Annotated in this window: 14 protein-coding genes; 12 read left to right on the top strand and 2 right to left on the bottom strand. The window is 38.3% G+C overall.

The window, feature by feature from the left end; all coding sequences use genetic code 11:
• Window positions 1–92: 92 nt before the first annotated feature.
• Genes flaG through FN924_RS14395 form a run of 5 tightly spaced genes read left to right on the top strand, consistent with a single transcriptional unit; the run spans window position 93 to window position 3,485 of the window.
• A complete protein-coding gene (flaG, locus tag FN924_RS14415; protein ID WP_143895650.1) occupies window positions 93–461 on the top strand; it encodes a flagellar protein FlaG in 369 nt (122 codons plus the stop codon).
• Window positions 462–476: 15 nt separating this feature from the next.
• Entirely contained in the window at window positions 477–2,324 is a 1,848-nt protein-coding gene (gene fliD, locus FN924_RS14410; RefSeq protein ID WP_143895648.1) for a flagellar filament capping protein FliD, read from the top strand.
• Between the two features lie 22 nt (window positions 2,325–2,346).
• Entirely contained in the window at window positions 2,347–2,751 is a 405-nt protein-coding gene (gene fliS / locus FN924_RS14405) for a flagellar export chaperone FliS (RefSeq protein WP_143895639.1), read from the top strand.
• Complete coding sequence (locus tag FN924_RS14400; RefSeq protein ID WP_143895637.1) at window positions 2,751–3,101, top strand: flagellar protein FliT; 351 nt, start codon at window positions 2,751–2,753, stop codon at window positions 3,099–3,101. The genes fliS and FN924_RS14400 overlap by 1 nt, the downstream gene beginning before the upstream one ends.
• Window positions 3,102–3,107: 6 nt before the next feature.
• Entirely contained in the window at window positions 3,108–3,485 is a 378-nt protein-coding gene (locus FN924_RS14395; protein WP_143895635.1) for a DUF8042 domain-containing protein, read from the top strand.
• A 30-nt stretch (window positions 3,486–3,515) separates the two neighbouring features.
• Here the strand turns inward: FN924_RS14395 and FN924_RS14390 are convergent, their stop codons facing one another.
• A complete protein-coding gene (locus FN924_RS14390) occupies window positions 3,516–3,797 on the bottom strand; it encodes a DUF4190 domain-containing protein (protein WP_143895633.1) in 282 nt (93 codons plus the stop codon).
• Between the two features lie 219 nt (window positions 3,798–4,016).
• Here FN924_RS14390 and hpf point away from each other — a divergent pair, with 219 nt between their 5' ends.
• On the top strand, window positions 4,017–4,571 hold the full coding sequence (hpf, locus tag FN924_RS14385) for a ribosome hibernation-promoting factor, HPF/YfiA family (RefSeq protein WP_143895631.1): 555 nt from the start codon (window positions 4,017–4,019) through the stop codon (window positions 4,569–4,571).
• A gap of 117 nt (window positions 4,572–4,688) precedes the next feature.
• Here the strand turns inward: hpf and FN924_RS18945 are convergent, their stop codons facing one another.
• Entirely contained in the window at window positions 4,689–4,862 is a 174-nt protein-coding gene (locus FN924_RS18945) for a hypothetical protein (protein WP_158634020.1), read from the bottom strand.
• Between the two features lie 300 nt (window positions 4,863–5,162).
• Between FN924_RS18945 and secA the strand changes: the two genes are divergently transcribed.
• The 6 genes from secA to ftsX all read left to right on the top strand — a co-directional run bounded on the left by secA (window position 5,163) and on the right by ftsX (window position 13,324).
• A complete protein-coding gene (gene secA / locus FN924_RS14380) occupies window positions 5,163–7,673 on the top strand; it encodes a preprotein translocase subunit SecA (protein ID WP_143895629.1) in 2,511 nt (836 codons plus the stop codon).
• A gap of 296 nt (window positions 7,674–7,969) precedes the next feature.
• Window positions 7,970–9,071, top strand: a protein-coding gene (gene prfB, locus FN924_RS14375) for a peptide chain release factor 2 (protein ID WP_143895627.1) whose coding sequence is annotated in 2 segments (ribosomal slippage) — window positions 7,970–8,041 and window positions 8,043–9,071 — 1,101 coding nt in all. Because the reading frame shifts where the segments join, the coding sequence is not laid out codon by codon here.
• A gap of 306 nt (window positions 9,072–9,377) precedes the next feature.
• The gene (gene galU, locus FN924_RS14370; protein WP_143895625.1) at window positions 9,378–10,256 is read left to right on the top strand and encodes a UTP--glucose-1-phosphate uridylyltransferase GalU; all 879 of its coding nucleotides are present in this window, start codon (window positions 9,378–9,380) and stop codon (window positions 10,254–10,256) included.
• A 168-nt stretch (window positions 10,257–10,424) separates the two neighbouring features.
• Window positions 10,425–11,264 (top strand): YitT family protein, encoded by an 840-nt coding sequence (locus tag FN924_RS14365; protein ID WP_143897232.1) that lies wholly within the window; start codon window positions 10,425–10,427, stop codon window positions 11,262–11,264.
• A gap of 490 nt (window positions 11,265–11,754) precedes the next feature.
• Window positions 11,755–12,441 (top strand): cell division ATP-binding protein FtsE, encoded by a 687-nt coding sequence (gene ftsE / locus FN924_RS14360; protein ID WP_143895623.1) that lies wholly within the window; start codon window positions 11,755–11,757, stop codon window positions 12,439–12,441.
• Window positions 12,431–13,324, top strand: a complete 894-nt coding sequence (gene ftsX / locus FN924_RS14355; RefSeq protein WP_143895621.1) for a permease-like cell division protein FtsX — start codon at window positions 12,431–12,433, stop codon at window positions 13,322–13,324. The genes ftsE and ftsX overlap by 11 nt, the downstream gene beginning before the upstream one ends.
• Window positions 13,325–13,358: the final 34 nt, after the last annotated feature.

Raw genomic sequence — 13,358 nt, 5'->3', positions numbered from 1 at the left:
ATACCTAAGAAAAAAAATTCACAAGAACACTTAAGTTAATGATTCAATATGCCGATAACAATAATAAAGAAAAATAATAGGGGTTGAAACGCATGGAGATAAGTAATGGCATGTATAGTTCTCAACTCTTGCAAAGGTCATCAAACAGCGAACAAAACGTTTCAACTAGAAATGAAACCGTTGCAGAGGTTCAGAAGGATTTCTCAGTAAACGAAGATACAGGATTAGAAAAAGTAGATAAACAGCAAGTAAAGGACATAACAGAGAAGTTTAACAATTTTTTAGATCCTAATAAAACGGCTCTAAAGTTCCAATTCCATGACAAATTAGATGAATACTACGTTACAATTATAAACCCCGAAACGAAAGAGGTTCTTAAAGAGATTCCTCCAAAAAAGCTTTTGGATGTATATGCAGCTATGGCAGAATTCATGGGGTTTATCGTGGATGAGAAAATTTAGTGGAGGTGTATAGGAATGTCAAGTAATTTACGAATAGGTGGGCTTGCATCAGGGATGGATATTGATTCACTAGTAAACGATCTTATGAAAGCTGAACGTCTTCCTTTGCAAAAAATGGAGCAAGATCGAACATGGTTGACCTGGCAAAGAGATGCTTATAGAGATGTTAGTTCCTTGTTTTTAGAGTTAGATCAGCTAACCTTTGATATGAAGCTTTCTAGTGCATATAATACAAAAAATGTTAGTTCATCTAATGAAACATACTTATCTGCAACCGCATCAGCTACTGCAGCAAACGGAGTCCATACAATATCTAATGTAAATGTTGCAACAGCTGCATACAACATTAGTTATTTAGATGATCCTACGAAAGGAATATCTGGGACAACTAAGATTGATCCAACAAAAAGTATTTGGTCGCAAAAAAATAACTTTGGTGATGCTTCTATGGCTGATGTGGCTGCTGGTGGTATCTGGAAAAAGAAAACTTTTACAAATTCGGACATTGCTGTTACCACAGAAGGAGCATCTTTTAAACTCCAAAAAGGTGCATTAGATGAAGCGTTTTTGAGTGGTAAAACAATTGAAGTGGTGGATGCCCAGAACACTTCTAAGCAATATAATATTGTAACAGATCCTAGTGCGACACTGGGTACTGGAGACGTTTTTGTAAACACGGGGACTGGTGAAATCAAGTTTGGAGAGAACTTGGCTAAAGGAAGTACAATAAAGGGACAAGACTATGAACACTACACAGTATCTTTTTCAATAACAACCTACGATGAAAAAGGTAACCCAATCAATGATAGTACGAATACAGATGGGGATTTTGATTTTGAGTTTAATGGTAATACTTCATTAAATCAAATCATGACTGAAATAAGTAACTCAAATGCAGGTGTGTCGGCATTTTATGACACTGCATCAGATAAAGTAAGCTTCCAGCGCAAAAATACTGGTAATTTAAATGAAGCTGGAGTTGAGATGGCTTTCTCTGGAGCTTTTTTAACTGGAGCTTTAGGCATGGATTCATTGAAAGAGCAGAAAGGAACAGATGCTAGTTTTACTATTGATGGCTTGGCAACTACTAGAAAATCAAACACATTTGATATTAATGGAGTATCTATTACTTTAAAGGATAATATGCCGGCTGGAACAAATGTAACTGTGAGTGTACAAAATGATACCGAAGCCGCTTATGACAATATTAAGAAATTTGTGGATAAGTATAATGAAGTCATTGAGAAGTTAAATGGAATGGTATCTGAAGAAAAATATAGAGACTACAAACCATTGACAGATGAACAAAAGGAAGATATGTCTGATAAAGAAATAGAGCTTTGGGAAGAAAAAGCAAAAAGTGGGCTGCTTCGTAATGATAGCATAGTAGAAAGTACACTTTCTGATATGAGAAGAGCATGGTACAGTGAAGTATCTACGGGTGATGTTTACTCGCACTTAACAGCGGTAGGGATTGAGACATCATCTAGTTATCTAGAGAATGGAAAACTAGTGATAAATGAGTCGAAGTTAAAATCTGCATTATCAGAAGACCCGGAAGCAGTACAAAAACTGTTTAGTAATACTTCCACTGATGATAGTAGAGGCTTGATTAATCGATTAGAAGATGTTTTGCAAAAATCTGTTGATAGAATCGAGGAAAAAGCAGGAAAATCCACTTCAACTTTACAGCAATATACAATGGGTAAAAGATTGGACGATTTGAACGATCGAATATATCGTTTTGAAGATCGATTAATTCAAGTGGAAAATCGTTACTGGAGCCAATTTTCAGCGATGGAAGCTGCAATAAATCGAATGAATCAACAATCCGCTTATTTAATGTCTCAATTTGCAGGTTAAACAATGAAGGAGTGTAAATCAAATGGTGGCTAATCCTTATGCAACTCAGGCCTATCAGAATAATTCAATAAATACAGCTTCACCAGGTGAGTTAACACTTATGTTATATAAAGGCTGTGAGAAATTCATAAAGTTGGCTAAAAAAGGTGTAGAAGAAGGAAATCACGAGGTTAAAAATGTCAATATTCAAAAGGCTCAAAAAATCATCAGTGAGCTAATGGTTACTTTGGATAAAAGCTATGAGATTTCGAATCAAATACTACCACTATATGACTATATGAATAGAAGATTAATTGATGCTAATGTAAAAAATGACATTTCTATCTTAGAAGAAGTAGAAGGCTTAGTTTCAGAGTTTACAGAAACTTGGACTGAAGTTATCCGTAAAAATAGACAGAAACAGTTTGGTAATGGCGGAAATGCCTAATGAGCTCAGTAAAGGTTTTGTTTGATGTTACCAAGCAAATGTGTAATAAACTTGAGGGTTCTTCTACAAAGGATAAAGAGTTGTTGATTGATGAAATCAATACGTTTATTGATCAAAGAGATAAATTAATAGTGTCTATAAAAGCACCTTATTCAGATGAAGAGAAGGCTTTAGGAAAACAAATTAATGAAATGGATAAAAAAATCCAAATAAAGTTTGAATCTCTACTTAATGAATTAAAAAACTCTATGAAAAATGTCCAAAATCAGAAATCTGGTAATAAGAAGTATTTAAATCCATATGGTAATATATCTAGTTCAGACGGTGTATTTTTCGATAAAAGGAACTGATCGGATATGATTACTGAAACAAATAGATGGCTACTTGAAGAGATTCGAAACCTTCTCGGCACTATGAGTGAAAGCATTACTTTTCTCATAGAGAGATATCCTACTTTGTCTGAATCTGTTATGTCGGAGATGTACATCGATCTTCTTCAAGCATTTGATCAGTTAGCTAGCAGTATTCATATAGTTAGGTATAACCTACCGGATGACGACTATTTTGAGCCTGTTGCGGATGAATTAGGTTATGTTAAAGAAATACTCCCCCAATGGTTCTATTGTGAAACTACCAAACAAAGGATAGGAATACTCAGACACTTTCTTTTACCTTCATTCATAGAATGGAAAGAAAAGATGGAAAATCATGTTTCGAGTTATTTAGTTCACTAGAAACTCCCTTAAAAAGGGAGTTTCTTTATTTCAATACCCTTCAATCAAACTAAACCCAATCACCACCAGTATCAACACAAACGCCCACAAAACCGTACCAATCACACTAGTCACAAGCCCTGCGACATTCAACCCTTTTCCAGAATGATTCAGTTTTTCCATTTCAGCCGTTGCCTTATTCGCAAATACAATCCCGATAATCCCTAAAATCAACCCGATATAAGGAATAACGATAGAGGTTATTCCTAACACAAGAGAAGTAATTGCTTTTGGATTAACTTGTTGAGGGCTTTGTTTTTCTTCATCAGCCATCGTACATTCCTCCTAAATTAACAATCGAGAACGTCCTTTTAACTACCTTATGCGCCCGGTTATCCAAACATGAATAGGTAATCGCTTACACAATTGTCAATTCTGTGAATATTACGTGATAAATTTGGACAAAAAGATGCAATATTTCTTTGTTTAAGCAGGAATTTGGACGGGTAAACTAGAATAATAAATACATAAGACATAAAGGAGGCAACTATAATGAAGTACAACATTCGTGGTGAAAACGTAGAGGTTACTGCTCCAATTCGTGAATACGTGAAAAAGAAGATTGGTAAGCTGGAACGTTACTTTGAAACTCCTCCTACTTCTGATGTAAATGTCAATATCCATGTTCATAATGATGAACAACAAATCGAGGTTACGATTCCAATGACGAACTTATTGCTTCGTGCAGAGGAACGCCATACTGATTTGTATGCAGCAATAGATCTAGTATTAGATAAGTTAGAGCGACAAATTCGAAAATATAAAACGAAGGTTAATCGTAAATTCCGGCAAAACGGTGCTCCAAAGTATGCATTTGCACAAATGGAGAAGGAAGCTAAAGTAGCCGTTCAGGAAGATGAAAGCGATGATATTGAAATCGTTCGTACGAAGCGATTCAATTTAAAACCGATGGATTCTGAAGAAGCGGTATTGCAAATGGACATGTTAGGACATGAATTCTTTGTCTTTAAAGATGCTACAACAGGGGATACTAATGTGGTGTATAAAAGAAGAGATGGCCGTTACGGCTTAATTGAACCTAGTTAAATCCATATGGAAAAAGCTCTGGCCTAACGGTCAGAGCTTTTTCCATATGTTAGGGTTGTAAGAGGGTTACATCCTAACGGTGAGGAGAGTAGTGGAATAAAGCGAGGCAACAAGCGGTTAGCGGATTACAGGGGATTTGGAATAATCGGTTCTGCGAGCTGGTTGCTGGAGGTGTTCTAGTTCGGATAGCCTTTGATTTAATTTGGCCATCTTTTGTAGTAGCTGGGTGATGGCATGTTCATGTTGGGTTAGTCGGTGGGAGGTAGAAGAACAATACTCGCAACTTCTCATGGAGCATCCCCCTTTCCTTATGAGGTAATTCAGTTATACCATAGCGCTTTTTGTCCTGCTATTCTACTCTTTTAAATAGTGATAGCCCCAATTATGCTAAATTTGTCATTTTATATATAGGTAACAAAGATTCAGGAGAGAGATGGTATGTTTTCTTTTATTTTGCACCATTTTGTTAGATTTTCTTAACACTAGGCTGCTCCTGTGTTTCTTGTCATTAAATGTACCTAGTGTTATGATTAAATGTGATTTCATTAAATAATTTATATATATATTTATTTATAATAGAGGAGCGTTCATATGCGTGGACTACTAAAAAAAGTGTTTGGGGATGGCAACCAACGTCAGCTCCATAACATGCAGAAGCAAGTAGATGAAATAGAAGCACTAGAACCACAGTTTGAAAAGCTAACGGATGATGAGTTGCGAGCCAAAACAGAAGAGTTTAAGCAAAGGTACCAAAATGGGGAAAGCTTGGATGACCTGTTAGTAGAGGCTTATGCTGTCGTTCGTGAAGGTTCTAAGCGTGTCTTGAATATGCGTCCTTATCAAGTACAGATTCTTGGGGCGATTGCTCTACATGAAGGAAATATTTCAGAAATGAAGACAGGGGAGGGGAAAACCCTTGCTTCTACTATGCCAGCCTATTTAAATGCATTAACTGGCAAAGGAGTACACATCGTTACAGTAAACGAATATTTGGCAGAACGTGATGCAAGAGAAATGGGACAGCTGTATGAATTCTTAGGCTTAACAGTAGGATTCAATAGTAACGGCATGAATAAAGAGCAAAAACGCGAGTCCTACGCAGCTGATATTACGTATGGTACAAATAATGAATATGGCTTTGACTATTTGCGTGACAATATGGTGCTTTACAAAGAACAAATGGTTCAGCGCCCATTGCACTTCGCAATTATTGATGAGGTGGACTCCATCTTAATCGATGAAGCGAGAACACCATTAATTATTTCTGGTACGGCACAAAAGTCTGCAGCTTTGTATCAACAAGCAAATGCTTTTGTACGTACGTTAAAAAATGAAGAAGACTACACATATGATGAAAAAACAAAAGGCGTTCAGCTTACGGAAGAAGGCATTAATAAAGCGGAGCGTGCTTTTGGTATTGAAAACTTATTCGACTTGAAGCATGTTACGTTAACCCACCATATTAATCAAGGGTTAAAAGCGCACGTTGCTATGCATCGTGATACGGATTACGTAGTCGAAGACGGAGAAGTTGTCATTGTCGATCAGTTTACCGGACGTTTGATGAAAGGTCGTCGCTACAGTGATGGACTTCACCAAGCAATTGAAGCGAAGGAAGGCTTGCAGATTCAAAATGAAAGCATGACGTTAGCGTCTATAACATTCCAAAACTTCTTCCGTATGTATGAAAAGCTTGCCGGGATGACCGGTACGGCCAAGACGGAGGAGGAGGAATTCAGAAACATCTATAACATGGATGTTGTCGTCATCCCTACGAACAAGCCGATTATTCGGAATGACCGTCCAGATTTGATTTTTAAATCGATGGATGGAAAGTTCCGTGCTGTTGTCGAAGATATTAAAGAGCGTAATCAAAAAGGACAACCTGTCCTCGTTGGTACAGTGGCGGTTGAGACGTCTGAGTTAATTGCGAAGTATTTGAAAAAAGCAGGGATTAAGCACAATGTTTTGAATGCGAAAAACCACTACCGTGAAGCGGAAATCATTGAGAATGCTGGGCAACCAGGTGCGGTAACCATTGCAACGAATATGGCTGGTCGTGGTACCGATATTAAACTAGGTGAAGGTGTAAAGGAGCTTGGTGGTCTAGCTGTTATCGGAACAGAACGCCATGAATCTCGTCGTATTGACAACCAGCTCCGTGGTCGTTCTGGTCGTCAAGGAGATCCAGGGGAAACCCAATTCTACCTGTCCATGGAAGACGAGTTAATGCGCCGTTTTGGATCAGATAACATGAAAAACATGATGGATCGTCTTGGGATGGATGATAGTCAACCCATTGAAAGTAAGATGGTATCCCGTGCGGTAGAATCAGCACAAAAACGTGTGGAAGGAAATAACTTTGATGCACGTAAAACGATTCTTTCGTATGATGATGTATTACGCCAACAACGTGAAATCATCTACAAGCAACGCTTTGACGTTATTGATTCCGATAATCTTCGGGAAATTATTGAGCAAATGCTTAAAACTACAATTGAGCGTGTAGTATCTCTTCATACACAAGATGACGATGACGACGATTGGGATATTGTGAGCATTGTCGAATATCTTCAAGCGAATTTGTTAGATGCTGGAGATATTAAAGTGGAGGACTTACAAGGAAAAGATCCGGAAGAAATGATAGAGCTTATTTACAATAAAGTAACTGAGAAATACGATCAAAAAGAAGAAGAATTGACCGAAGAACAAATGCGTGAGTTTGAAAAAGTAATTCTTCTTCGTACTGTGGACACGAAATGGATGGATCATATCGACCAAATGGATCAGCTTCGTCAAGGGATTCATTTAAGAGCATACGGACAAAACGATCCATTGCGTGAATATCAATTGGAAGGCTACACCATGTTTGAAGAAATGATCGCTTCCATTGAAGAAGAGGTTTCTCGTTACGTGATGAAAGCACAAATTCGTGAGAACCTTCAACGCGAACAAGTAGTGAAGGATACACAAGCTGTTTCAGGGGACCAAGAAAAGAAAAAAGTAAAGCGTCCTTTCGTAAAAACAGAAGATGTAGGACGTAATGATCCATGCCCGTGTGGTAGCGGCAAAAAGTACAAACAATGTCACGGAAAAGCATAAGAAGTATGTAACGGAGGCTGGGACATAACGAAAAGGATAAGCCGAAAAGCCGAACAACAGCCTATACTAGCTCCGGAAATATACGTAGACTCCAGCGGGAAAAAAGGCATCGGTGAGACCCCACCGTGCGTCAGCACGAGGAGGCTCACCAGCCGCCCGCGGAAAGCGTAGTATATTTCCGGATCGGGGTATAGGCGCAAATTATAATTGTTCGTTTTTCATTGCTTCCTATACTTTTGTCCCAGTCTCTTTCCTTGCAGAATTAAACAGATGTCATTACTTTATGAGGTGAAATAATGGAATTAGTAGAAATAAAGCAAGAATTAGACAAAATGGCTAAGCGATTAGCGGACTTTAGGGGGTCTCTTTGACTTAGAACAAAAGAGAACCCGTATTGCAGAACTAGAAGAGGCAATGGCAGACCCAAGCTTTTGGGATGACCAGCAAGCAGCACAAAAAGTTATTAATGAAGTGAATGGTTTAAAAGAACTAGTAAATAGCTTTGACGAGCACGTAGAAACGCATGAAAATTTAGATGTTTCGTATGAGCTTGTAAAAGAAGAAGCAGATGAAGATCTTCGTCTCGAGCTAGAAGAAGAAGTTCAAACCTTAACGAAGGCCTTAAATGACTTTGAATTAATGATTTTATTAAGTGAACCCTATGATAAGAATAATGCAATTTTAGAACTGCATCCTGGTGCTGGTGGAACAGAGTCACAAGACTGGGCGAGTATGCTTCTTCGCATGTACACAAGATGGGCAGAATCTAAGCAGTTTAAAGTAGAAACATTAGATTACCTTCCGGGAGAAGAAGCTGGAGTGAAGAGTGTTACACTTCTTATTAAAGGGCATAATGCGTATGGTTATTTGAAAGCAGAAAAAGGTGTACATCGTCTTGTAAGAATCTCTCCGTTTGATTCATCTGGACGTCGACACACATCCTTTGTATCCTGTGAAGTAATGCCAGAGCTGGATGACGACATCGATATTGACGTAAAAACAGAAGACTTAAAAATTGATACCTATCGCTCTAGTGGAGCTGGTGGACAGCACGTAAATACAACCGACTCTGCAGTGCGGATTACACACCTTCCGACGAATACAGTAGTAACGTGTCAGTCAGAACGTTCGCAAATTAAAAACAGAGAACAAGCAATGAAAATGCTGAAAGCAAAGCTTTATCAATTAGAAATTGAAAAGCAGCAGCAAGAACTCAATGAAATTCGCGGGGAGCAAAAAGAAATCGGCTGGGGAAGTCAAATCCGATCTTATGTATTCCATCCATATTCCATGGTAAAGGATCATCGAACGAATCATGAAATTGGTAATACACAAGCAGTAATGGATGGCGATATTGACCCGTTTATCGATGCGTATCTGCGCTCCACTATGAATTAACAAGGGGTCTGGGACATAACTTAAAGGATAAGCTGAAAAGCCGAACAACAGCCTATACTAGCTCCGGAAATATACGTAGACTCCAGCGGGAGGAAAGGCAGAGGTGAGACCCCACCGTGCGTCAGCACGAGGAGGCTCACCAGCCGCCCGCGGAAAGCGTAGAATATTTCCGGAGCGGGGTATAGCCACTAATGATAATTGTTCGTTTTTGCATTGCTTACTATACTTTTGTCTCAGCCTCTTTTACATATAAGAAGAACGAGTCACATACATATAAAAAAATAGAATTGGGAAGGTGGGGAATAGATGAAAATCCGTAAAGCGATTATTCCAGCAGCTGGGTTAGGAACTAGATTTTTGCCGGCGACGAAAGCGATGCCGAAAGAGATGTTACCTGTTATTGATAAACCGACCATCCAATACATCGTAGAAGAAGCCATAGAGTCTGGAATTGAAGATCTTATTATTGTAACGGGTAAAGGGAAACGTGCGATTGAAGATCATTTCGATCACGCTTTTGAGTTAGAGGATAATTTATATAAAAAAGGGAAACTCGATCTGTTAGAACAAATTACACAAACTGCAAAAGTAGATATTCACTATATTCGACAAAAGGAACCGAAAGGGCTGGGACATGCAATATGGTGTGCTCGCAAATTTATCGGTGATGAACCATTTGCAGTTTTACTTGGGGATGATATTGTTCAAGCTGAGACACCTTGTCTAAAACAGCTAATAGATGAGTATGAAACCAATGAATCCAGTATTATAGGTATTAAAGAAGTCTCTGATGAGGAAACGAAGCGGTATGGCATCATTGCTCCTGAGTCTCAAACCAATAGAACGTACAAAATAAAACACTTGGTTGAGAAACCTTTAGAGGGCACTGCGCCTTCACGGCTTGCGATTATGGGGAGGTATATCTTGACACCAGAGATATTGCCAATCTTAGAGCAACAGGAGATAGGCACAGGGGGAGAGATTCAATTAACCGATGCGCTCGAAAAACTATCCAAAATTCAGCCTATTTACGGATATGAATTTGAAGGGAAAAGGTATGACGTAGGAGATAAACTAGGATTTATTCAAACCACGTTAGAAATGGCTTTGGCTAGAGAAGATATGCAAAAAGATATTATGAATATGCTGAATCAGATCATGGAAAATCATAAGTTGAAGAGCTAGTTAGCAAAACTAGTTCTTTTTTTGTTCCATCCCTTTACTACACTGCAACAATACTGTAATTGAACATGTTTACTTTCGTTCGTTTATCATGTTATACTCCTTACGGTTTAGGACAAGTTCGACAAAATGGGGTGTAGGAACGTGATTGCGAAATATCGAAGAGAACCAATGCCGCCGATGTTGGTTCATGCTATAGAATATAGTTTAGTTATACTAGGTTCTTTTTTTGTAGCGGTTGCCTTTAATGTTTTTTTACTACCGCATGAGGTTGCTTCTGGCGGAGTGGCAGGAATAAGTACGATTACGAAAGCAGTTTTCGGTTGGGAGCCCTCTGTTGTACAATGGGCGTTAAATATTCCGCTGTTTATTGCAGGGATATTTCTTTTAGGGATGAGCTTTGGTGCTAAAACATTGGTTGGAACGGTTATATTGCCATTTTTTGTTTTTCTAACGAAGGACTTTCCTTCCGTAGCATCGGAGCCCTTACTTGGAGCCATTTTTGGTGGAATGGGGGTAGGACTAGGTCTTGGCATTGTGTTTCGTGGCCGAGCTTCTACTGGAGGGATTGATTTAGCCGCTCAAATCTTCCACAAATTTATTCCCCTACCTCTTTCAATCTGTGTTGCCATATTTGATGGAATGATTGTAACGACGGCAGCTTTTGTTTTCTCGATTGAACAAGGTTTGTACGCACTGATTGGTCTGTTTGTTACGAGTAAGACCATTGATTTTGTTCAGGTTGGAATGAATACATCCAAAAATGTCTTGATTATCACCAAGGAAGTGCAGGAAGTTCGCAAAGCGTTACTGCAGGATGTGGATCGCGGTGTCACAGTTTTACAGGGAACTGGTGGATATACGAATGAAGAGAGACAAGTTATGATGTGTGTAGTTGCACGTGGAGAGTTTTCAAAAGTTACGAAGCTCGTACGGGCAATCGATAGTGATGCCTTCGTGGTCGTAATGAATGCAACAGAAGTATTAGGAGAAGGATTTAAAACAAACTAATAGAAAAACACCTGATTTTCTTTTTCTAAAGTCAGGTGTTTTTTAGTGCTATTGCCTTAATTGTATAAGGAACCGACAAAAGAATTATCGAGGATTGGGAACTATGTAGTAAATTACAATACACGACCTTGAAGCGGGTAAATCGACACCTATTTACCGAAAGCTCTAGCATTTTAGTCAATCCTCGTGTTTGTTTTTTCCACCTTTTGTCCCTTGTATGGTTTATTTCCTGTTCGTTATAATATTCTTTGTGTGCGTCGATAATTGTCGAATGACAGAGTATTATTTTCTTAATCTATCAAAATAGTGTACAATACCCCAAATTTATAGGTCCTTTGAAACATAAATGTAATATTTTTTGTCTAAAAAAGTATGTTATAGATGTTATAATAGTAGGGACTTACGGTTCGACATGATTTTTACTAGATTACAAGCTTAGAAGTTGGTGCAACTTGGAAGATAACATAAATGAGGTAAAGGTGATTATTATATGATTGATATGCAGGGAGTACAAAAGACCTACCCAAACGGTGTACAAGCCTTAAGCGGTATAGACGTTCAGATTGATGAGGGTGAGTTTGTATATGTAGTAGGCCCAAGTGGGGCTGGCAAATCCACCTTTATAAAAATGATTTATCGAGAAGTAAAGCCTTCTAAGGGGTATATTCGAATTCATAAGCAAACGCTACACAATATGAAATGGAAGGACGTTCCTTACCTACGAAGAAATATAGGAGTAGTCTTCCAAGACTTTAAATTACTCCCTAGACTTTCTGTTTATGAGAATGTTGCTTTTGCCCTTGAAGTAATTGAAGAAAATCCTAAAGCGATTCGCAGACGTGTAATGGAGGTTCTAGATTTAGTAGGACTTAAGAATAAAGCTCGTTTTATACCAGATGAACTGTCTGGAGGAGAGCAACAACGTGTATCGATTGCTCGTGCGATTGTAAACAAGCCAAGCTTGTTAATTGCGGACGAGCCAACTGGTAACTTAGATCCAGAGACATCTTGGGAAATCATGAATATTCTTGAAGAAATTAATGCAAGTGGTACAACCATTATCATGGCCACACACAGCAAGGATATCGTAAATACGATCAAAAAACGTGTCATTGCTATTGAAGGCGGACGGATCGTACGTGACGAAAGTCGGGGTGAATATGGCTATGACCTTTAATACAGTGAAAAGGCATCTAAGAGAAGGGGCCAAAAACATCTTGCGTAACGGTTGGATGACATTTGCATCTATTGCTGCTGTTACGACAACGTTGATTCTAGTTGGCGCCTTTTTAATGCTTATGCTTAATCTAAACCAAATCGCGGGTAACATCGAAGAAGATGTCGAGATTAAGGTGTTAATCGATTTAACAGCAAATCAAAGTCAAATTGATTCGATTGGTGAAAAAATTAAAAAAATTCCAGAAGTCTCTACTGTTGAATTTTCCTCTAAAGAAGAAGAGTTAAACTCTTTAATCGATAGCATGGGGGAACAAGGAAAAGCGTGGGAGTTATTCGAACAGGATAACCCACTTAATCACGCGTATATAGTAAAAACAACAGATCCATCTGATACATCTCGTGTAGCAGATGAAATAAAAGCTTTTGATAATGTGCAGGAAGTGAATTATGGAAAGACCGTTGTAGAGAAACTATTTACTTTTAATGATTATGCACGAAATGTCGGATTAGCGTTAATCATTGGTTTAGTATTTACGGCCATATTTCTTATTTCTAACACAATTAAGATTACAATTATGGCTAGAAGTAAAGAGATTGGAATTATGAAGCTTGTTGGTGCAACCAACGCTTTCATCCGCTGGCCATTTTTTATAGAAGGATTATTGTTAGGTGTTTTAGGAAGTATTATCCCTATAGCACTTATTCTAGGTGGCTATTACTACTTAGAAGCAAATGTTAGTAGCTTAATTAGCTTTGATTTTGTGGAGCTATTACCATTTAACCCATTTGCATGGCAGTTATCTCTGATTATTCTTGTGATTGGAGCAGGAATTGGAGTTTGGGGAAGTGTCATGAGTGTTCGTAAATTCTTAAAAGTTTAAACTCTAACAATCTATCTATGAATATGTTTTGTGG

It is taken from the genome of Radiobacillus deserti, from assembly GCF_007301515.1.
In the GTDB taxonomy this organism is placed as follows: Bacteria; Bacillota; Bacilli; order Bacillales; family Amphibacillaceae; genus Radiobacillus; species Radiobacillus deserti.
This window is presented reverse-complemented; position numbering and strand designations above follow the sequence as displayed.